This window comes from Kitasatospora sp. GP30, from assembly GCF_029892145.1.
In the GTDB taxonomy this organism is placed as follows: domain Bacteria; phylum Actinomycetota; class Actinomycetes; order Streptomycetales; family Streptomycetaceae; genus Kitasatospora; species Kitasatospora acidiphila.
This window is the reverse complement of the sequence record NZ_JARZAH010000025.1, coordinates 56,589-78,363: the sequence shown is the minus strand read 5'-3', so window position 1 is coordinate 78,363 and position 21,775 is coordinate 56,589. Positions and strand designations below refer to the sequence as shown.

The following is a 21,775-nucleotide window of genomic DNA, read 5'->3' as shown; positions in this document are numbered from 1 at the left end:
GTCCCTCCCAGTCAGACGATGTTGTGGACCAGGTCACTGAGGATTTTTGTGGGGTCGATGTTCGGGAGCTGGAACTTGACGTCCGAGGGGGAGAAGCTGAACGGCTTGCCCTCCTCGTAGTGGATGGGCGCGGTGACGCCGATCTGCAGGCCCGAGCCGTATTGGACCGAGGCCAACTGCCAGTGCTTTTCATAGAGGTTGACCGTGTCGAACCACAGGTCTGCGGTCACCTTGACGTAGCCGTTGATGCCGAAGGTGAAGGTGGGCGAGGCGGTCAGCGATGCTTGGGCATCGATGACCAGGCCCTTCTTGGGGGTCCAGTTCACCGTGACCCCGGCCTGCACCACGCTCTGGAGCCCGAGTTGTCCGGTGATCTGCAGTCCGGCCTCCGCGCTGACCACCGGGATGCCGGCGCCGATCCCGCCGTTCACGTACAGCCGCAGCCCGGCGTGGGCGGGGATGTCGAGGTGGGCGGTGCCGGTGATCTGGGTCTGGTCCTCGTGCTCGGGGTTGTACTGCACCTTGAGGCCCAGCCCGTTCAGCTGGCCCGGTCCGACGCCGGCCGAGGCGTCCAGGCCGCCCGAGACGTCGGCGAAGATGCCGATGCTCTGGCCGAGGACGGAGACGCCGACGATCGGGATCTTGATGCCGACGTTGAGGATGTTCTTCTGGACTTCGATGGCGTTGAACAGGTTGATGGAGTCGGGCAGTTTGATCTCGCCCATCAGCTGGACGCTGCCGTCCGTTTGGATCTGCACCCCGGCGGTGCCCTGCAGCCACGGCGTGATCTTGGCGGTCAACGTGCCGCTGCCGTAGGGGCGCAGTGACCCGCTCGCCTGCGGTGCGCCGCCGCCCTTGGGGGATCCGGCCTTGGGTGGGCCGGCGTCGGGTCGGCCGTCGGAGCCCAGGGGTTGGTTGGTGAGGCCGACGGTGAGGGAGCCGGAGAGCATGCCTCGGGCGTAGGCGACGGTGCCTTCGATGGTGTAGATGCCGTCATGGTAGGAGGCGTTGAGGGTGGTGTTGATGCCGGGGATCTTGGGTTTGACGGTGCCGTGGGCGGTGACGGACCAGTGGTTGGCGGGGGGTTGCTTGGTGACGGTCGCGTCGAGGCTGCCGCTTTCGATGAAGGCGTTGGGGGCGAAGGCGAGGGAGCCGCCGATGGTGAGGCCGGTCTGGTCGGCGTAGGTGACGGCGAGGGAGCCGTTCTGCAGGCCGGGGATGGCCAGGTCGGCCTTGCCGTCGAGGGCGAACTTGTTGTTGGTGTAACTGGCCTTGACGAGTGCGCTTTTGACGCCGGGGATCTTGTTGGCGGGGATGCCGAGCCGGCCGCCGAGTCCCCATTGGTAGTTGCCGCCGTTCTGGCTGTAGCTGAAGTCGAGGCCGGCGGGGTCGAACAGCGTCTTGTCGAAGTCCAGCTGGCCGTTCAGCGCGAACCCGCTGCCGGTGGACACTTCAGCGCTGATCTTGCCCGTTGCCAGCTGGGCGAGTTGGAAGTCGAGGTCGCCCTTCGCGCCGATGCTGTTCGGGCCGGTGAACAGGAGCAGGCTGGACTTGGTGATCGTGAACGGCGGGGGCGCCGGGATGTCCTTGGGCGCGATCCGCTTCTCGAGGCGAAGCTCGTCGCCGTAGAGGACCACGTCGATGTCCAGCTTGGACAACAGGGGAATGGTGGGCAGGAGTTTGCCGGACGCAACGATCCCGACGTCGTCCACGATGGTGGCGGAGTCGAACGTCAACGGACTGAAGCCGAGTGCCTTCAGCTTTCTGCCGACGCCCTGCCGTACACCCTCCTGCGTGATCTCGCCGCCGAACTCGATGCCGATCCGCGGTGCGATGTCGAAGTCGAGCTCCGCCTCCTCGATGAACCTCTTCTCGGTTTTACTGAAGCCGTGGCCGAAGATCTTTCCACCCTTGGTCGGCTCCCATTTGATCTTGTTCAGTAGGAACTTCGTCTTGTAGAAGAATTTGGAGTAGAAGGGGTCGCCCTGTGTGAAGGTCTTCTCGTTGCCGGCGCCCCAGGGCACCTTCCGGACGCCCTTTCCGGGCAGGTAGATCACGAGCTCCGTGGGCGAGCCCTTCAGCCCGGCACTGGCGAGCTCGGCGGCTGTCATCGGGACCAAGGCCTTCAGCTGTTCGCCCTTGTCGGCGATCTGATCGGCGCTCCAGTTCACGTTGGGCTTCCCGCCGACTTTCATACCGCCGGTGACGGCGGCGACCTTCACGACGTACTTGTCGCGGGCCGTTCCTACGTCGGTGGTGAGAACCGAGTGCCCCCTGGCCTGCTCCGCGGCCAGCACTGCTTCGACCCCTTTGTCGATCACTTTCTTGATCTTCGAGCCGGAGCTGCGGTTGGCCGATGACTCCAGCAGCCAAATGTTGTCCTTCGGGTCCTCGTCATGGCCACCGAGCTGATATTCCAGCTTGTGGTCGATGTCAAAGGTGAAGTATGCTCCGGCGCTGCTCCAGCGCGGCACTTCCGAATCTTCTGCGAGCCGGGTCTCGTCGCCGAACACGTAGAGGCCGGGTGTCTTGGGAAGCTTGAAGTAGTAGACCTTCTTGCCGTCGACGGTCCACAACGGCTTCAGCGGCGGTACCAGCCATTTCTTGACCTGGTCCGCGACTCCCGAGTGGACGGTGGCCGCCCACACAGAGTCCTGTTTGGTCTTGCGCTTGCTCTCCGTGCCGTCAGCTTGTGTTTCGGCATTCTGAGTGGTGGTCAGCGAACCCTTGTCCACGATCCGCTGCTGCGTCCAGGCGAGCTTGATGTCCGGCACCGGGATACTGGAGATGGTCAGCGTCGGCTTCTCGGAAGCGCTCGCCGCAGGGGTGATTTCCCCCGGCGGCTGCAGTGTCGTGTTCTGCTGGGCAGCCGGTGCACCGTTAGCCTGCCGGTGCACCACCCCGCCCTGGTGGTGCAGCACGTGCGTCACCTCGTGCGCCATCAGCGACAGGTCGGTCGGGGACGCGTCGCTGGCGAGGAAGATGTGGTTGCCCCGGGTCACCGCCCTTGCGTGGAGGGCGCGGACGGCTTGGTCGGCGGCGGCGTCCTGGTGGACCACGACGTGGCTCAGGTCGGTCCTGAGGCGCGACTCCAGGATGCCGCGGGTGGGTTGGGGGATCGGTTGGCCGGGGCCGGGGTGGTCGAGGATGGTGGCGGGGTTGGGGCCGGCGGGGCCCGGGTGCTGGGTGGCCGCTACCTGGGTCGCGGGGTTCTGCGCCACGGCTCCGTGCTGCGGGGCGTCCGGGTGCGGCTGGGCCGGGGCGGTATGCGGGGCGATGGCGCGGTGGGCGAGTTCGGGGTCACCGGCGATCTTGGGCGGGTCGCCCGGGGCACCGCCGGAGGGGGCGGTCTTCGCGGCGGCGCCGTGCTCGTGGGCCGGGTCGGCGCCGCTGGTGACGTGTTTGGCGACCGCCTCGGCTTCCTTCTCGTGGGCGTCGTCGGGGTGGCTGACCTTCACACCGGCTGGGGTGTGCGGGTCCTTGTCGGGTTCGCGGGCGGCTCGCATCAGGCGATTGGCCTGCTGGTTGCCGACGGACTGCTGCAGGGCGGCGGATTGGCCCGCTGGGGTGGCCTGGTGCGGTGTCTGCTCGCCGCCCGCCGGCGGCTTCTGCTCGGTGGCCTTGGCCGGGCCCGCATGCTGGTCCTTGGGTGCGGGCTGGGTGGTCGGCATCGGCGGCTTATCGGTCTTCTTTACGCGCGGCTGCTCCGGCGCCTTCTCGTCACCCATGGTCCCCTCCATTGCCGAGCCCGTTGCCGAGCAATTCGTGTTCCACCCACTCGTAGGAGGGCCGGTCGATGCCCAAGTTCAGCCGCGCCGGGGCTCTGTCCTCGATCGCGGGTGAGAGCTCCTAGAGCTCCACGGCCTCGTCGAAGCCGAGGTTGGTCGGCGCGGTCATCAGGGGCCCTCCCGGTCAGGCGATCTTGTGGACCAGGTCAGTGAGGATGCTGGTGGGGTCGATGTTCGGGAGCTGGAACTTCACGTCCGAGGGGGAGAAGCTGAACGGCTTGCCCTCCTCGTAGTGGATGGGCGCGCTGACGCCGACCTGGAGGCCCGAGCCGTATTGGACCGAGGCCAACTGCCAGTGCTTTTCATAGAGGTTGACCGTGTCGAACAGCAGGTCCGCGGTCACCTTGACGTAGCCGTTGATGTCGAAGGTGAAGGTGGGCGAGGCGGTCAGCGATGCTTGGGCATCGATCACCAGGCCCTTCTTCGAGGTCCAGTTCACCGTGACCCCCGCCTGCACCGCGCCCTGGATCCCGAGTTGCCCGCCGATCTGCAGACCTGCCTCCGCGCTGACCACCGGGATACCGGCACCGAGGCCGCCGTTCACGTAGAGACGGAGGCCGGCGTGGGCGGGGATGTTGAGTTGGGCGGTGCCGGTGATCTGGGTCTGGTCCTCGTGCTCGGGGTTGTACTGCACCTTGAGGCCCAGCCCCTTGAGTTGGCCCGGTCCGACGCCGGCCGAGGCGGTCAGGCCGGCCGAGACGTCGGCGAAGATGCCGATGCTCTGGCCGAGGACGGAGACGCCGACGATCGGGATCTTCACGCCGACGTTGAAGATGTTCTTCTGGACCTCCATGGCGTTGAAGAGGTTGATCGAGTCGGGCAGTTTGATCTCGCCCATCAGCTGGACGCTGCCGTCCTTCTGAATCTGCACCCCGGCAGTGCCCTGCAGCCACGGTGTCAGTCTGGCGGTCAATGTGCCGCTGCCGTAGGGGCGGAGTGGTCCGCTCGCCTGCGGTGCGCCGGCTCCCTTGGGCGCGCCGGGTTTCGGCGGGCCGGCGTCGGGTCGGCCGTCGGAGCCCAGGGGTTGGTTGGTGAGGCCGACGGTGAGGGAGCCGGAGAGCATGCCTCGGGCATAGGCGACGGTGCCCTCGATGGTGTAGATGCCGTCCTGGTAGGAGGCGTTGAGGGTGGTGTTGACGCCCGGGATCTTCGGCTTGACGGTGCCGTGGGCGGCGACCGACCAGTGGTTGACGGGGGGTTGCTTGGTGACGGTCGCGTCGAGGCTGCCGCTTTCGATGAACGCGTTGGGAGCGAAGGCGAGGGTGCCGCCGATCGAGAGGCCGGTCTGGTCGGCGTAGGTGATGGCGAGGGAACTGCTCTGGAGGCCGGGGATGGCGAGGTCGGCGTGGCCGTCGAGGGCGAACTTGTTGTTGGTGTAACTGGCGTTGACGAGTGCGTTCTTGATGCCGGGGATCTTGTTCGCCGGGATGCCGAGGGTGCCGTTGATGCCCCAGGAGTAGTCGGAGCCGGCCTTGCGGTAGGAGAAGCCGAGGGTGGCGGGCTGGAACAGGGTTTTGTCGAAGTCGAGTTGGCCGTCGAGGGTGAAGGCGCGTTTGGCGTCGACGGAGGCTGAGATGCTTCCCCTGGCGACGGTGCCGAGGGCGAGCGACAGGGTGCCCCCGACCTGGAAACCGTTGGTTCCGGCGCTGACGGTGATGCCGCCACTGGTGACCTTGAAGGGGGCCGGTATGGGGAGGTTGCTCGCGCCGAACGATTTCTCGAACTGGAGCGCGCCGTGGCTGTACTCGACGTCGATGGGGGTGTTGCGGAGCAGCGGAATCGAAGGGTGCAGCACGCCGTGGGCGTAGAAACCCTCGTAGGGGATGAGGTCGGCTTCATCGATGGATATCGGGCTCAGGCCGCGGAACTCGAAGAACCCCACCTTCTGGGCCAGGTGTTGCCCGTTCAGCATCGCGACCTGAGTGTCCGTGGGCTGCTTGCGGAATTTCTTGAGGGTGATTTCGACGTTCCTGGTCTGCTGCTCCACCAGGCTTGTGGTGATAAGGTGGCCAGTCAGCTTGCCGTCCTGGCTGTTTTTCGGGTCGTATTCAATTTTCGTGACGTGAAAGTCGTCATAGATGCCGTGGAAGGCATCGGCGATGGAGGCGATGTTGCGAGCTGACGATTCCGTCTGGTTTTTGCCCCAATCCACGCTGACTACCGCGCCGCCCTTCTGCGACCCCGCGATGATCGTCAGCTTCGACTTATTGGCCGTCAGGCCGAGATCCTTGAGCTCGGTGTCCGAGACCGTGTGCAGCATGTTGGCGGCCTCGGCATTCATGATTTGCGCGCTGGTCCAGTGGATTTTGGGATTTCCTCGGAACTCGAACCCGTGGACCAACTCGCCGATTTTGAGCTGCCACCTGGCGTCGGCGCGCAGGGCGGCTCGGTCGGCTGGGATCCCGGTCTCGGGCGGGGTGATCTGGCTCTCGCGCTCGTAGTACTCCTTCGCGCTGAGGAGCAGGCCGTCCACCCTCTTGGTGATCTGCTGGTCGAGCAGCGATCCGCTGCTCTGGTTGGCCACGCTTTCCCAGAGCCAGAAGTTCGTGATATCGTCTTTGCCGCCGACCTGCAATTCCAGAAGATGGTCGATGTCAAACCTGTTGAAATTGCCAGTATTGTCCCAGTAAGGCACCTCCGCCGCCGCCACGAGCTCGCCCCTGGTACCGACGATCGCTCCTTTGATCACCTTCGTGTTCCCGTTGCCGGCACCGGCACCGGCACTGGCCCCGGCCCCGTCCGTCCCGGTGCCGGCACCGGCCCCGTCCTTCCCGTAGCGCAGCGCGACGAGCGACCCGGGGGTTTTCGGTTTGCCGGGATCGGAGATGTTCTCCGATTTATCGACAAGTGAGTCGATCTTCTGGGCGATCGCTGTGGACTTCTGGATCTCGGTCCGCCACTTTTTCTCCTGGACGGATTTCTTCTCCTTCCGGTTTTCCTTGGGGACAATCTTGGTGCTGGCGGCGAACGCGGTCTGGACGTCGACGCCGGCTGGCGGCTTGAAGTCCAGTTTTTCGTCGGGATAGGCGACTTGCGACAGCTCGACAGTATTCACCCCGGATGCGTCGTTCGCGGGGACGAAGGTGATGGTTCCGCGCTTGGGGTCCTTGTACTTGTTCTTGTTTCCCTTCGGCTTCGCGTTCGCCGGGGGCGTTGGTGCTGCCGCCGGTGCACTGTTGGCCTGCCGGTGCACCACTCCGCCCTGGTGGTGCAGCACGTGCGTCACCTCGTGCGCCATCAGTGACAGGTCGTTCGGGGACGCGTCGCTGGCCAGGAAGATGTGGTCGCCCCGGGTCACCGCCCTTGCGTGGAGGGCGCGGACGGCTTGGTCGGCGGCGGCGTCATGGTGGACGACGACGTGGCTCAGGTCGGCCTTGAGTCGGGCCTCCAGGATGCCGCGGGTCGGCTGGGGGATCGGCTGGCCGGGGCCCGGGTGGTCGAGGATCGAGGCGGGGTTGGGGTGGGCGGGGCCCGGGTGTTGGGTGGTCGCCGCGTGGGGTGCTGGGTGTTGGGCGGCCGGCGCCTGGGGCGCTGCGTGCTGTGGGGCAGCGGTGTGCGGTTGGGCGGGGCTTGGGTGCTGGGTGGTCGCCCCATGGGTTGCCGGGTGTTGGGTGGCTGGCGCTTGGGGCGCTGCGTGCTGTGGGGCAGCGGTGTGCGGTTGGGCGGGGCTTGGGTGCTGGGTGGTCGCCCCATGGGTTGCCGGGTGTTGGGTGGCCGGCGCCTGGGGTGCCGTGTGCTGCGGGGCGGCCGGGTGTTGGGTGGCTGGCGTCTGGGGTGCCGTGTGCTGCGGGGCGGCCGGGTGTTGGGTGGCTGGCGTCTGGGGTGCCGTGTGCTGTGGGGCGGCCGGGTGTGGGGCAGCGGTGTGCGGTTGGGCGGGCGCCGGCGCCGGGGCCGGGTGCGGGGTCGTCGCCACCTGGGTCGCCGGGTGCTGTGCAGCCGCCGTCGGCGTTGCCGGGTGCGGGGCGACCGCGCGGTGGGCCATCTCCGGGTCGCCGACCACCTTCGGCGGGTCGCCCGGGGCGCCGCCGGAGGGGGCGGTCTTCGCGGTCGCACCGTGTTCGTGGCCCGAGTCGCCGCCGCTGGTGATGTGCTTGGCGACCGCCTCGGCCTCCTTCTCGTGGGCGTCGTCGGGGTGGCTGACCTTCACGCCGGCCATGGCGTGCGGGTTCTTCTCCGGTTCCCGGGCCGCCCGCATCAGGCGGTTGGCCTGCTGGTTGCCGACGGACTTCTGGAGGACGGCAGCTTGGCCCGCCGGGGTGTGCTCGGCGGCCTGCGCCGGGCCCGCGTGCTGGTCCTTCGGCGCGGGCTGCTGGACCGGCATCGGTGGCTTGTCGGTCTTCTTGGCACCCGACTGCTCGGGCGCCTTGCCGTCACTCATAGTCCCCTCCGTTGCCGAGCAGTTCGCGTTCCACCCACTCGTAGTAGGGCCGCCCGAACTCGCCCGGGGTCACCGGGAGTCCGAGCTTCTGGTACTCCCGGCCCGCCGACACGACCAGGTCGCGGACGCTGACGGCATCCGTGGTCGGGTCCGCCCGCAACGCGCGGAACGCCGCGTCCAGCACGATGTTCTTGATGCTGCCGCCGGACACCGGGAACCGGGCTGCCAGCACGGCCAGTTGGTCGTCGTCGGGGAACCGCAGGCCCGCCGGGAACATGCCGCGCCAGATGCGCAGCCGGGCGGCGGCGTCCGGCGCCGGGAAGTCGACGATGGCGTGCAGCCGGCGTAGGAACGCGGTGTCGATGTTCTGCCGCAGGTTGGAGGCCAGCACCACGACGCCGCGGAACTCCTCGACCCGCTGGAGCAGGAACGCCATCTCCACGTTGGCCCAGCGGTCCCGGGCCTCCTTGACCTCGCCGCGCTTGGCGAACAGCGCGTCGGCCTCGTCGAAGAAGAGCATGGCGTTGGACTGCTCGGCGTCGGCGAACACCCGGTCCAGGTTCTTCTCGGTCTCGCCGACGTACTTGCTCGCCACCGCCGACAGGTCCACCTTGTACAGGTCGGCGCCCTGCTCACGGGCCAGGAGTTCGGCCGCCATGGTCTTTCCGGTGCCGGAGCCGCCGGTGAACATCGCCACCACGCCGCGGCCGAGGCTGAGCCGCCGGTCGAAGCCCAGCTCGGTGTAGACCCGGCCGCGCAGGCCGATCCGGGCCCGCAGCTCCTCCAGTTGACGGCGGCTCGGGTCGGGGAGGACCAGGTCGTCGAAACCGGTGTCGGTGTGCGCGTCGACGCGCCGGGCGAAGGCGACCAGTCGACGGCCGGACTGGCGGCGGCAGCCCTCGAACAGGTCGTCCGCCTGCAGCAGCGGCCGCGCCGGGGTGCGCAGCCGGGCCACACCACACGCGGAGGCGACCGCGTCGGTGATCTGGCCGGCGGTGAGCTGGAAGGTGTTGGCCAGCGCCTGGGCCAGCTGGTCGCGGCGAGGCCGGGGGAGCTCGAACGCGGTGTCCGGCGGCAGGAGTTCCAGCCACAAGGCGCGGCGCTGGGTGAAGTCGGGCACCGGCAGCTCGACCCGGACGAAGCGGCCGGTGGCGACCGCGCCGGCCGGCTCCCACGACTCGGTGCTGGTGGCCAGCGTCGGGCCGGCGAAGCGGTCGGCGGCAGCGGTGAGGACGGCCCACCGGTCGTCGTGCTCCGCGACCTCGACGCCCTCCGGATCGGTGCCGAGCAGGCGGTCGGCACCGAGCCAGCACAGGGCCGCGCCGCGCAGCGTCGCCTCCCGGTAGCAGAGCTCGACGATGGTCGGCCACGGCTCGCTCGCGACAGTCGGGATGGTGGCGTGCAGCAGGGGCAGGGCCGCGTCGCCGCAGAGCGCGGTGGCGGTGCTGCGCCGGCCGGTGCCGTACGGGCCGTGCAGGAACAGCAGGGTGCCCTCGGGTCGGGTGCGCAGCCAACTCGCGAGCTCCCGCAGCTCGTTGCGGCGGTAGGCGTCCAGGACCAGGTCGTCCAGCGAGGCGGCCGGGTCGGCGACGGTGAGCACCCCGGACAGGCGCTCGTCGACGCGGTCGTCACCGAGGAGGTGGCCCGCGATCCGGGGGTCGATGCGCAGCGCGCCGGACGGCCCGAGCGCCAGCAGACGGTGCTGCAGCAGCGGTGCGGACGCGGCGAACAAGGCCAGTCCGTGCTCGGCGCCTTGCAGTTCGGGGTCGACGATGCGCAGCGCCAGGTCGGCGGTCGGCGCGGACGCTGTCGCGTCGTCGAGGAGGTAGCCGAACAGCCGGCGGTAGCGCGGCTGGAGGTAGCCGAGCAGGCAGAGCAGCAGCACGTCCTGTTCTCGGCGGTCGAGGCCGAAACTCCGTGCCAGCATGGGGAATCGGAGCGGGACGGTGCTCTGGGCGGTGCGCTTGTCCAGCTCGGCCAGCGCGGTCGCCGCCGCGTCGAGGTGGGCGCGGGCCGCCGCCGGGAGGGGGTCGACGAGGGCGAACGGCTCGGCGAGGTAGCGGTCGATCTCGCCCTCGGCGACGCTGGGCAGCCCCCACTGGGTGGCCGGTTTGTCGGCTCCCAGCTGGTGGCGGAAGACCTCGACGCGCGCGCGGACCAGCAGGTCGGCGCGGTGCAGTTCGGCGGCCAACTGCGCTGCGCTGTCGACGTAGCCCGCGCTGTCCAAGTAGTCCGTCATGACGCCCCCATCCGGTACCGAACCGTCCGCCCGCCCAGCCACGGCACCGCCTCCAGCGGCCGGTCGTAGCCGGCCATCGACACCACGACGTCGAGCGGCCCGGGTGCCAGCTCCACCACCAGCTCCTCGGCCGTCCAGTGCAGCCGCCCCCGGCGCCGCACGAAGTGCGCCAGCAGGTAGCCGCCGCTCGACTCGCTGAACTGGCCCAGCCAGCGCGACCAGGCGCGCAGCACCGCGCCCGCCAGCAGCCCGATCACCGCGTCGGCCTTCGGCCGGCCGAGCTTGCCGCCCGGCAGGTCGGTGTCGGCCAACTCGGTGAGCTCGGCCGGGTCGGGCAGCCGCTGGGCACCCGCCTGGACCAGCAACTCGCCACGCAGCGCCGCCAGATGATGCACCTGCCGCCAGCCGCGTCGCACCTGGGCAGGGCGGCCGGCGAAGGCCCGCACCGCGGGCTCGGCGGAGTCGGCACCGGTCAACCGGCAGGCCACGGCGAGCAGGATCTCGGGGAGGAAGTCGGCCAGGCCGGCGCGCGCCAGCACGGCGGGCACCCGCAGCTCGGTGACGGCGCGCAGCAGGAGCAGCAGACCGGCAAATGGACTGTCCTCGACGTCCGCGTCGGTGCGTCCGGCGAGTTGGTCGGCGAGTGGACCGGCGAGCTGCGCGAGCACCGGATCCGCCTCGCCCGCCGCCCAACGGTCCTGCACCTCGGCGAGGACCGCGACGACGAACCCGTCGTCGGCCCACTCCGGGCGTTCCGCGACCAGCGCGGCCCGTAGCAGCAGTGCGGCGCGCGGCCCGGGGCCGGCCACCCGCACCGCCGCACGCAGCTCGGGGCTCGCGGCCAGCACATCGGCCAGCGCCTGCCGGACCGCCGCCTCCCGTCGCCCCGCAGGCTTCGGCGAGGCGGCGGTCAGGCCGGGGAGCAGCAGGTCGACCTCCAGCCAGTCGAACCGGTCGGCGAGCTCGGCGGGCGGGGGAGCGGTCGGCGTCCGCAGGTCGCCCCGGGCCGAGAGCCGCCGCAGCACGTCCACCACGACCAGCGTCAGCGCGGTGGGGCTGCGCCAGTCCGGGACGGCGCGCGAGCGGTAGACGCGGGCCACGTCCAGCGCGGCGAGCGGGACGCCGGTCCACAGCCCCCAGGCGTCGGCGATCGCCACGGCAGTGGTCAGCAGCGGCCAGAGCCCTGACACATCGTCAGCGGGTGCCGGTGGCCGGGTGGTGTCGGCAGCCAGCTCCCTGATCGCCGCGTCGGGCAGCGTGGCGAGGAGCGCGGGCAGCATCGCCTGCCGGTGCAGGGCGGCCAGCACCGGGACCGGCGGCTGGGTCGCGAGCAGGGCGCGCGCCGCACTGCCGGTCGGCTCGGCGTGCCAGGCGGCGAACGGATGGAAGTACCAGTGCTGGGCGGCCGTGCCGCCGAGGTGCTCGACGAGGTAGGCGGCCAGGTACTCGGCCTGGTCCGCGAAGCGGATCACGTTGCCGTCAGCCGACGCGTCCGCCGCGACGGCGGTCACGATCGCGCGGGCCAGCGCCTCGGCCCAGCGGCGGGCGGCGGTCGGGGCGTCGGCGCGCAGCGCGAACTCGGCGTGCACCTGGCGGATGACGTAGACGGCGGGGTCGTCGCCGTACACCGAGTCCAGCAAGGTGCTGAGGATGCCGGGGAGTTCGAGGCGGGCGAGCTGGTCGAGGTGCGCGGCAGCGGCGGCCGGCTCGACGCCCCGCGCGAGGTAGTCGCAGGTCAGCGACCTGATGCTGCCGTCCACCGGTCAGCCCTCCCCGGTCAGGTGCTGCGCCAGGGTGCCGGCCGTGGCGCCGTACCCCTGCTTCAGCTGCGCCGCGACCTGCTGGAGCAGCTCCGGATCCGCGGCCAGTGCCGTCGCCACCACCGACGCCGACGCGGTCGTCCCCTGCGGCCGGTACAGCCGCGCCGCGACCCCGGCCGCGCCGCCGATGCCGCTGAGCAGTGCCCCGGTGGCCAGCGACTGCACGGCGGCGCTCGGCGCCAGCGCCGCGGTCGCGGGGGCGCTGAGGTTGCCCTGCACCGTCAGATTGCCGTGCACGGTCACGGTGTTGTCGCCGCGGACCGTCAGACAGGGCGTGAAGGTGGCCTTGTCCGCCGACCACGTGCCGATCACCAGCGCGTTCGCCGCCCCGGACGGCAGCTCGACGCGCAGCTCCCGCTGGGTGCCGCTCTGCGCACCGTAGACCTGCCACGGCTGCGCGGCGTCCACCGGAGCCGCTGCCTCCGTTGTCGGCGGCGTCGGCTGCGCGGCCTGGACCGGGAACTCCAAGGCCCCCTGCTCGATGCGCAGTTCGCCGTTGACCGCCAGGTTGCCGTGGACCGTCGCCGTGCCGGTCGCGGCGATGTCGAACAGCGGGTCGGGGTGCGAGTCGGCGCGGACCGCGAAACGGGTCGGGTCGGTGTCCGCCGCCGCACCGAGGTCGATCCGGGCGTCGCCGCGCGGGTGCGCCACCGAGGCGGCGACCAGGCCGGCGTAGCGGCGGCCGGAGCGGTCGATCGCGAGGCCGGACCCGGTGGTGCGGCGGACCCGGCCGAGCAGCACCGGCCACGGCATGGTCTCCTCCGGCGCGGTCCGCTCCGGGCCGAACTCGAGGTCGCCGGGCGGCACTTGCGGCGGGTGGTTGGCGTCCACGGCGTCATCGGCCGCGGTGATCAGCAGCCGGGGCAGCTCCAGCCAGCGGTAGTAGGCGGTCGCCTCGCTGCCGCAGGCCCCGTAGCCGGTCGGCGCGGTGTCGGAGCCGGCCCGGTCGTAGATCAGCCAGATGTCGTAGGCGATCTCGCCGGTCAGCGGCGCGGGCGGCAGCGGCGGCACGGTCATCCGCTCGATGACCACGACCTCCCGGCCGTAGCCGTCGACGGCGAGGCCCGGCTGCACGGCGAGCGGGCCGCCGTCCGCGGTGAGGTCCAGGCCGTGCAGGATGCCCCAGCTGTGGCCGGCCACGTTGTGCCGGCGCCGCATCGCGACGTGGTAAGCCTGCTCGTCGGTGAAGTCCTGCGGGCGCAGGAACTGCCGGTCGAAGTACCGCACCCGGACGATCCGGTCCGCGTCCACGGTCTACCTCCAGTGAAACCGTCCAGTCCGGGGACTGGCGCTGGGATTGGGGACCGGCGGCACGCTCCGCCAGTCGAAACTGGTGACGCCGAGCGTGACCTTGCCGCCGGGCAGCAGGCCGAGCGCGACGACTTCGACGTGCACGGTCACGCTGTCGGCCGTGGGCAGCTGCACACTGCCGGGGATCTCGAACTCGGCGTCCGGCTGCAGCAGTTGCGACGACCCCAACCGCTCGCTCGTCTGCACGCCGTTGACCGTGACGACCGCCGCCACCGTCAGGTCGGTCACCGCCTGGCTGGTGATGCTGGTGACCTTGACGTCGTAGGCGAGGGTCTGCGGCGGCACCACCGGCGCCGCCGCGGCCTTGCGCGCGGACTTCTGCTGCGGCGGTGGGTTCGGGTCCTGGACGACGGCCGCGACGGTCAGCGCCGAGTCGTCGAACAGGTCGCCGCTGAACTGCCGGTCGATCGCCAGACTGCTCTGCCCGACCGCGCCGGTCCAGGTGCTCATCAGCGTCGCGGCCAGCCGCGGGTCTCCGGGATCGACGGCCAGCGGCCCGAACACCAGGGTGCCCTCGACGTCGAGGGAGCCGACGGTGGTGTCGCCACCCGCGTGGACGACCAGCGGAAGGGCGCCGTCCGGGGCGGTGCCCACCGCGAACCGGTACCAGTCCGGCACGTCGGTGGGCCCCGGCGCGCCCATCTCCACGCGCAGCTCCTGCCCGGTCTGCACGCCGTCGGCCAGGATCGCCGCGCGGTACCAGCGCCACGGCCACGCCGTCTTGGGCGCGGGCACCGCCGGGTCGAACCGCAGCGGCCCGCCCGGAGCGAGCCGCGCGCCGTGCGCGACGACCGAGCCGTTGACGGCGCTCCCGGTCGTCGGTGACACGGCCAGGCGCGGCACCGGGCGGCCGGCCGGGTCGGGGAGCGTGACGGTCAGCGCCGGGTCGTGGTCCAGCTGCACGGTCCCGCCCGTGGGAGCGGCCACGGTCGCGCCCTCGGCCGTGCCCCACGCGATCGGACTGGACGCGGGCACGTACGGCGGCCCGGTGAACGCGACCAGCCGCCCGAGGTAGACCGTCCCGGCCGGCCCGGCCACGTCGTCGTCGGGCCGGACCGCCAAGACGTGGACGTCGGCACCCTCGACCACCCGGTCGCCTGCCACGACGTCCTCGCGGTAGCCCAGGAACAGGTCCAGGGCCGCCGCGCCGACCGGCAGGTCCGACCAGGCCAGCAGCACGGGTGCCGGCAGCACCACGGCCCGGCCCAGGCCGTCCACGGCCAGCCCGGCCGCGATCTGGCAGCCGGTGCGCCGGTCGGTCAGGCCGAGACCGTGGGCCACCCCGGCGCCGTGCGCCGTGGTGTCGTGGCGGCGGCGGGTGGCGATCCGGTACTCCTGCTCGGTGTCCAGATCGGCCACGCCGAGCTGCTGGTTCTCCCGGTAGTGTGGGCGGGTCAGGTCGGGCCGGGTCATGACGACCCCGGCGCCGGCGGCTGGGACGGCTCCGGCGGGACCGGCGCGGGCGGTGCCGCGGGGGCCGGATCCGCGACCGGCACCTGCGCCCTGGCCATCTCCGGCAGCTGCGCCTGCGCCGAAGTCGGTGCCTGTGCCTGCGGTTGCGCCGGCGCTTGTGCCTGTGTCTGCGCGGGTGCCGTCGTCGCTTCCGTCACGGGAACCTGGGCTTGAGCCATCGTCGGCACCTGGGCCTGCGCCATCGTCGACAGCTGCGGTTGCGCCAGTGCGGGTGCCTGGGTCGCAGCCGCCGAAGTCGACGGCGCCGGCTTGGCGTTGACCGCCTGGAACCCGACGATCCGCCGCCCGGTGAGGTGCGTCTGCGGCTGCGACGGCACGAAGTACGCCAGGTTCACCGGGACGTCGACCCCGACCACCGGCGGCCTGCCGATCACCGCGATCAGGTCGTCCACGGTGGACGGCTGCCACTGCGCGACCTCACCGGCCGGCACCCCGAGGTCCCGCAGCACCAACTCGGCCTCCTCGAGCCGGTGCCAGACCACCTGACCCAGGTTCAGCAGCCCGAACGGCGCCGGCCACCGGACCGGTCCGAAGTCCCTGCGGTACGGCGACACCGGGTCGATCGCCTTGACCACCCAGTGCCTGACCTGCTGGGCGTCGTCCTCGGCGGCCAGCCAGACCCGGGCCAGCGGCACCGCCTCCCCGGGACACCCCGGAGGGGAGGACCCGTCCAGCAGGGAGAGGATCCGGTCCTGGGCGATCCAGAACAGCAGCTCCGTGAACTGCCCGGCGTCCACCGTGCCCGAGCCGCCCACCTGGTCCGCGACGAACGGGAAGTGCCGCAGCGGCCGTTCACGCAGCCGCGCGCTCAGCCAGGACTTCAGGCCCGCGCTGTCCGCATTGCCCGGCAGCCCCGCCGCCTGCGCCTGGTGCAGGACGGCGACGGCGTCCGCGTAGGCGTGCTGCCACTGGCGCCAGTCCGGTCGGTCCGGCTCGGTGCCGTCGACCACGGGCACGCAGCGCAGCGCGAAGGACTCCACGATCCGGCTGTTCTCGCACTCGCCTGCCTGCGAGCAGCCTGCCGTCCCGAGCGCCGCCACCGGGTCCTCGCCGACCTCGCGGTAGGCGATGCCGATGTCAAGGACGCATTCGGTCGGCGGCGGACCGGACGGTGTCCCGCACGGCGAGGTCGGGTCCGGGCAGTACGCCGCGAGGTCGAGGGTGGTCGCCCTGCCGACCACGACGTCCTCCCCGCAGGAGCTGACCGCGTAGCCGGGCTGGACGACCACGGTCGCCGCCGACGCCCCCGGCGTCGGGTCGAGGCCGACGTCCAGGCCGGTCACCACGCCCCAGCCGTCCCGGTACCGGCCGAGCCGCCGCCGGTCCAGCACCCACGAGGCCAGCCCCGACAGGTCCTGGTCGGTGAGCAGTTGGCCGCAGAAGAAGCGCGGGCGCACCAGGGCCTCCAGCCGGCACCGGCGCCCGTCACACGGCTGCGGGCAGCCACACCTGTGGCCGGCCACACTGAGCACGGCGGTCATCGTTCGGTCCTCCGGTCGTCGTCATCGTCGTCGTCGCGCACCTCGAACCAGCTCTCGAACAGCCCGCCCTGCACGCCGTCCCCGGACGGCAGCCGGCCGCGCAGGTGGTTGCCGTCCACCGGCACCCCGCGGCAGTCCGGGATGAAGTCGCAGCGCAGCGACACGAAGACGGTGGTGTCGCGCAGTGCGCGCCGGCCGTGCCCCGCGATGTAGCTCGGGTCGATGGTGAACACCGCGACGCAGCCGTCGTCCTCCAGTCGGGCCGGCAGCTCCTCCGGGTAGGGCAGGAACGCCAGGGCCTCCGAGGGGCCGGTCGCGTACTGCACGACGAAGGTGTACGGGTTCACGCCGTGCCCGGCGCGGTGGCTGTGCCGCAGCGGCCGGTCGAAGTGGACCCGCAGCTCGCCGTGCTGGTGCTCGCGCAGGTGGCGCAGGGTCACCGCGCCGCCGTGCGGCCAGTTCACGTGGGTGATGTGGGTGAGGTCGGCCGGGGACGGCGGCTGCACCCGGCGGCCGTCCAGGTCGAGCTCGAAGCCGCCCTCCGGCAGCGGGATGATCCGGGCCAGCGGGACCAGGTTGCCGCACGGGCACTCCGGCTCCGGGCAGCGCCCGCCGCAGCCGCGGTGCCGGCGGTCGTCATCCGCACAGTCGTTGTCGTCGCCATCGCAGTCGTCGCCGTCGCCGTCCTCGCACGGGTCGTCCGGCCAGCACCCCGGTGTGACGTCCGCGACCACCAGCTGCACGCCGTCCCGGAACCGGTTGTACTCGCGGTGGTGCGGGTCGCCGGTGCCCTCCGCGTAGAGCGTCGGTACCGGCTCCACCTGCTCCTCGGTGAACTTCGCGCACAGCAGGTACGGCTCCGACCGCTCCGGCAGCTCGAACGCGGTGTCGCAGCGCAGGATCAGCTCCCGGCCGTGGCAGTCCAGCGCGAAGCCGGCGGTCACCACCACCCAGGTCCGGGCGCACTCGGGGCGCGGGTGCCGGTGCACGTCCAGCCCGCACACGATGCCCCAGCCGTGCAGCAGCCGGTTGTGCAGCCGGTGGTGGTCCAGCAGGTAGTCGGTGTCGGCGGCGAAGTCGCGGGCCGCCATGAACTTGCCGGTGAAGTAGCGGTTGCGTTCGGCCTCCACCTCGCCGGTGTGTCCGCTGTGGTCGTGGCTGTCATCGTCGTGACATCCGCACCGTCGTGCTGACATGCGTCCTCTCCTCACCTGATCCCGGTTCCGGTGTCGATGCGGGTCGTCGCTTCGACCCGTACCGGTTGCTGTGGTCGTGCGGATGCCAGCACCGTGTCCCAGCCGAGCCGGTGCCGCGGTGCACGGCTGGGTGGTGCGGCGGCGTCGTGGGCGCAGGCCAGCCGCGCCTGGGGCACCGCGCCGATCACGGTGTCCAGGCCGACGGCGGACTGCACGGCCACCCGCAGCCTGGGCTCGACGAGGTCCAGGTCGTACCGGCTGGTGGCCGGGCGTTCGGCGGCCAGCAGCCGGTGCACGGCCCGCTCGTCCTCCGCGGTCCGCACCCACGCCGACGGCAGGTACACGCGGAAGCTGTTGGCGGTCTGCGTGAACAGGTCGTGCGCCGGGTCCCCGGTCGACACCAGGCGGGCCCGCCCGACCTCGGCGTAGGCGCCGAGCCGCAGCCGGGCCACCACGTCCGGGCTCCAGAGCGGCAGCGGCGTCGGATCCGTGGACCCCAGCTGCAGTCGGCCCCTGGTCCGGAAGCCCTCGACCAGCGCCGGCAGGCCGATTTCGCCCGCCGGGACACCGGACTCGATGGCCAGCAGCGCGGCCAGCAGCTCGGTGATCGCCGCCGGGGTGCCGCGCCGGCGCAGCACCGCCAGGCCGGCCAGCAGCCAGGCGCGCTGCTGCTCGGCGGTCCAGCGCTGGTCCAGCGGGACGCCGACCCAGCCGGCCAGGTAGCCGAGCGGCGCGCCGGCCGGTACCGCCTTCGGGTCGACGTACGCCGGCAGGTCGGCGATGCGCGCCGCCACCTCGTCCCATTCGGCCTGGAACACGCCGAGGAACCGCTCCAGGAAGTCCTTGCCGTCGGCGTCCATGCCGAAGACCGCCGGCAGGAACTCCAGGTACGACGAGCGCGGGTAGTGCGCGCGCACCGCGCGGACCAGCGGTGTGGCCCGGCCCGGCCCGGTCAGCCGCAGCCGGACGGCGAGGTAGCGGCCCGGGGCGCTGCGGACGGGCCAGTCGACGTCGGCGGACAGCGGCGCGGCGGCGGGGGCGTGCGCCTGGCCGGTCTGGGTGCCGGCGGCCGTCCAGTCACCGAGGTCGGGCGTGTCGGAGGTGGTGGTCTCCACCGCGACCGAGGTGCCCGGCGGCAGCGCGGCCAGGTCGAGCCGGACCCGGTCCCAGACGCAGCGGTAGATCCGGCTGTCGAGGACGGCGCTGACCCACTCACCGTCGCGCCCGTACGGCTTGGGGCCGCGGGTGGGCCGGGGCGGCGGCACCGGCTGCCCGGCGCGGTCGAACGCCGGGCCGTGCGGCGCGCTCGACGCGGGTTCCGCGACATCGCCCTCGCGGTCCGGGTCGGCGTGCCGGTCGCAGTCTCCGGTCAGCCCGGCCGGCAGCACGAACACGCCGGCCAGCAGCCGGATCGGCGGCGCGGTGAACAGCGGGCGCAGCGGGCCGGGGTCGGTGAAGACGGGGCCGGGGCGGCCGGCGGCGTCGTACCGGGTGAGCGCGCCGGGACCGGAGAGGTAGACCGTGCCGCCGTTGTCCACGGCCAGCCCGGTGGCCCGGCCGGCCTGCTCGGCCGCGGTGAAGAGCACTCGCGGCTCGTCCTCGTGCGGCAGGTGCCGCCAGACCGTGCCGGTGGCCGCGTCGAGCAGCTGGGTGGCACCGCCGCCGGTCCGGACGTCGGCGAGGTCCCAGTCCCCGGTCCAGACGTGCCGCAGGCTCAGCTCCGGCAGGCCGTAGACCAGCACCCGCCGGTGGAGCCGGTCGGCCAGGTACAGCTGCCGCCCGGTGATCGCGATGTTCACGACCCGGCCGAGCTCGGTCACGTCGCCGCGCGGTGGCGGTATGGCGCCGAGCACCGGCTCGAACCGCTGCGTCGCCGGGTCGAAGCGCCGGACCAGGGTGCCGCCGGGGTCGAGCAGGTAGCAGATCCCGTCCTCGGAGACCGCGAATCCGGTCGGCAGCACCAAGCCGCCCAGGCTGCCGTCCTCGGCCGCCAGCCCCAGCGGGCCGTCCGGGATCGTGGCCAGCCGCAGGTCCGGGCCGGCCACGACACCGTCGGCGCTCGCCGTCCGCCAGCCGGTGCGGGCGTCGAGCAGCCAGTGGGTGGGTCCTTGCGGTCGCACGCTACACCTCCTCGCGGGCGGTGCTGCCGGAGTCCGGCGTCACGTCCAACTGGTGGGTGCCGGAGCGGGTCAGACCGCCCGGCGGCAGGTCGATCGCCACCCGCGGGTCGTCGTGGACCCGGCCGTCGACGGTGATCTCCAGCGCGGTGACCGCGAGCACCCCGGGCACCGCCAGCAGCACCGCGTAGAGGCTGGTCGGCTGGAACTGGTCGGCGAAGTGCGCGGACCGGGTGCCGTCGGCGGCCCGGTGCAGCGGCGCCAGGAAGTCGCGCAGGGCCTGGTCGGCGAGCGCCGCGACCCCGTCGGCCGCCGCGTACGGGTCGATGGTCAGCGCCGCGTGCACCGAGACCGGCACGAACACCGGGCCGCTGACGTACAGTTCGGTGGCGATCAGCCGGTACTGGTCCAGGTAGCGGCAGACCGCGGCGATCAGCTCGCCGCTGGGCGCCGGCGGGTCGTCGTCGGTGTCCGCGACGACCACCACGGTGACCGCGCCGGCGACGTCCACCCCGGGGTGGTCCGGGTGCGCCAGCGGCAGGGCGATCGCGTCGGCCACCCCGCCGACCTGCCGGGCCAGCGACGCGTAGTCGGCCGCCGTGACCGCGCGGCCCTGGCGGCGCAGCAGCGCGGGCGCGTTCCGCTTGAGCTCGTCCAGCGGCTCCAGGTCGGTACCGCCGGCGGCCGCCCGGGAGTTGGTCACCGAGTCGACGCCGGGCAGCGCGGACAGCAGGGTGTCGATCCCCCCGGCCGGCACGTTGCCGGCCGCGCCGCCGCCGGAGCGGTAGGCGACGGCGACGATCTCGGCGTCGACCGCCGGGATCAGGCCCCGCACCCCGTTGCCGAAGGTCACGATCCCGGTGGCCGGGTCCAGCGTGTAGTGGCGGTCGTTCGGGCCCGACGCCAGGAAGTCCGAGACCTGCGTCCAGGTGGTGCGCGTCAGGTTCGCCGGGTCGCCGGTGTCCTCGCGCACCTCCAGGGTGACGCTGCGGTCCTGGACCGGCGGCTGGGCCAGCGGGAAGGTCTGGTCCGGGTGCGCCTCGCTGACCCCGAGCAGCTCGTCGCGCACCGTCGCCAGGTTGCGGGCGGTCGTGGTGTTCGCCGTGACGGCCTCGATGACGGGTTCCTGGCCCGCCGCGTAGCGGCCCGCCACGACCCGGACCCGCAGCCAGTACCTCGGGTCGTCGACGTCGGCGGCGCGCGCCGGCAGGATCAAGGCCGGCCCGGCGACGGTGACGTAGCCCTGCGCGGTGAACGCGGCGCTGCCGTCGCCGAGTACGTTGAGCCGGCTCCACTGGGTGGCGTCCGGCCGCGGTAGGTACTCCCAGACCAGGGTGACCGGCGGCAGCGGGGGTCGCACCGCCTGCCCGGCCCGCTGCGGCGCCCCGGCCGCCGCGGCCGCCGACAGCGTCACCAACAGCCGCATCTCCTGCGGGAACTGGCCCGGCTCGGTGGCCGCGTTCGGGGTGAACCCCAGGTACAGCGCGTTGTTGGGCTGCGGGATCCAGCCCAGCGGCCGGAACGGTGCACCCGGTGTCACCGTGGTGAAGACCTGGCCGTCGTCGACCACCAGGTCGGTCAGCTGGTAAGGGAGCAGCGCCAGCGCCTGGTCGGTCTCGAACACCAGCGGCAGCCCGGTCGGCCCGGTCGCCGACAGCTGCGACCGCGCCGGCACCACCACCCCGGTGGTCCGCGCCGTCGGGGTGAAGGTCACCTCGGCCACGGCCGGCGCGGCCGGGTCCTGCTGCAGACCGATCAGGTCCAGGAACTTGACGTAGGTCAGATCCGGCACCTGGTTCAGCTGGTACAGCGTGATCTCGGTGAGCCAGGCGAACAGTTCGACCAGCGTCACGCCCGGATCGCTGGGGTTGAAGTCGGTCCAGTCCGGTGTGAAGCGCAGGATCCGGCGCTGCGCCTCGGCCACCAGCTGGTCGTAGGTGCGGCTGTCCAGGTTGGGAACGTTCAGCGCCAT

The 21,775-nt window shown here is 72.0% G+C and carries 10 protein-coding genes; all 10 read right to left on the bottom strand.

Translation table 11 applies throughout. The annotated features are described in order from the left end of the window. Positions 1 to 11: 11 nt before the first annotated feature. The 10 genes from P3T35_RS27725 to P3T35_RS27680 all read right to left on the bottom strand — a co-directional run bounded on the left by P3T35_RS27725 (position 12) and on the right by P3T35_RS27680 (position 21,775). Positions 12 to 3,728, bottom strand: a complete 3,717-nt coding sequence (locus tag P3T35_RS27725) for a DUF4157 domain-containing protein (RefSeq protein WP_101378765.1) — start codon at positions 3,726 to 3,728, stop codon at positions 12 to 14. Positions 3,729 to 3,912: 184 nt separating this feature from the next. Then, complete coding sequence (locus P3T35_RS27720; RefSeq protein ID WP_143676715.1) at positions 3,913 to 7,944, bottom strand: DUF4157 domain-containing protein; 4,032 nt, start codon at positions 7,942 to 7,944, stop codon at positions 3,913 to 3,915. 214 nt (positions 7,945 to 8,158) lie between these two features. Then, entirely contained in the window at positions 8,159 to 10,405 is a 2,247-nt protein-coding gene (locus P3T35_RS27715) for an AAA family ATPase (protein ID WP_101378763.1), read from the bottom strand. Next, positions 10,402 to 12,165, bottom strand: coding sequence for a hypothetical protein (locus P3T35_RS27710; protein WP_101378762.1), 1,764 nt, complete (start codon positions 12,163 to 12,165; stop codon positions 10,402 to 10,404). Before P3T35_RS27710 ends, P3T35_RS27715 begins: the two co-directional genes overlap by 4 nt. Before the next feature lie 3 nt (positions 12,166 to 12,168). Continuing rightward, positions 12,169 to 13,476 carry a hypothetical protein gene (locus P3T35_RS27705; protein ID WP_101378761.1) on the bottom strand — a complete coding sequence of 436 codons (1,308 nt, stop codon included), beginning with the start codon at positions 13,474 to 13,476 and terminating at the stop codon, positions 12,169 to 12,171. Between the two features lie 3 nt (positions 13,477 to 13,479). Continuing rightward, positions 13,480 to 14,949 (bottom strand): hypothetical protein, encoded by a 1,470-nt coding sequence (locus P3T35_RS27700; RefSeq protein ID WP_101378760.1) that lies wholly within the window; start codon positions 14,947 to 14,949, stop codon positions 13,480 to 13,482. Further along, entirely contained in the window at positions 14,946 to 16,406 is a 1,461-nt protein-coding gene (locus P3T35_RS27695; protein ID WP_280708183.1) for a hypothetical protein, read from the bottom strand. Before P3T35_RS27695 ends, P3T35_RS27700 begins: the two co-directional genes overlap by 4 nt. An 80-nt stretch (positions 16,407 to 16,486) precedes the next feature. Next, on the bottom strand, positions 16,487 to 17,686 hold the full coding sequence (locus P3T35_RS27690; protein ID WP_143676714.1) for a hypothetical protein: 1,200 nt from the start codon (positions 17,684 to 17,686) through the stop codon (positions 16,487 to 16,489). A gap of 11 nt (positions 17,687 to 17,697) precedes the next feature. Beyond that, complete coding sequence (locus tag P3T35_RS27685; protein ID WP_101378757.1) at positions 17,698 to 19,806, bottom strand: phage tail protein; 2,109 nt, start codon at positions 19,804 to 19,806, stop codon at positions 17,698 to 17,700. Position 19,807: 1 nt separating this feature from the next. After that, a complete protein-coding gene (locus P3T35_RS27680; protein WP_101378756.1) occupies positions 19,808 to 21,775 on the bottom strand; it encodes a putative baseplate assembly protein in 1,968 nt (655 codons plus the stop codon).

Coding starts and splice junctions, on each gene's coding strand:
- P3T35_RS27725 (WP_101378765.1), bottom strand. CDS start 3,728: ATGGGTGACGAGAAGGCGCCGGAGCAGCCGCGCGTAAAGAAGACCGAT.
- P3T35_RS27720 (WP_143676715.1), bottom strand. CDS start 7,944: ATGGCCGGCGTGAAGGTCAGCCACCCCGACGACGCCCACGAGAAGGAG.
- P3T35_RS27715 (WP_101378763.1), bottom strand. CDS start 10,405: ATGACGGACTACTTGGACAGCGCGGGCTACGTCGACAGCGCAGCGCAG.
- P3T35_RS27700 (WP_101378760.1), bottom strand. CDS start 14,949: ATGACCCGGCCCGACCTGACCCGCCCACACTACCGGGAGAACCAGCAG.
- P3T35_RS27690 (WP_143676714.1), bottom strand. CDS start 17,686: ATGTCAGCACGACGGTGCGGATGTCACGACGATGACAGCCACGACCAC.
- P3T35_RS27680 (WP_101378756.1), bottom strand. CDS start 21,775: ATGGCGCTGAACGTTCCCAACCTGGACAGCCGCACCTACGACCAGCTG.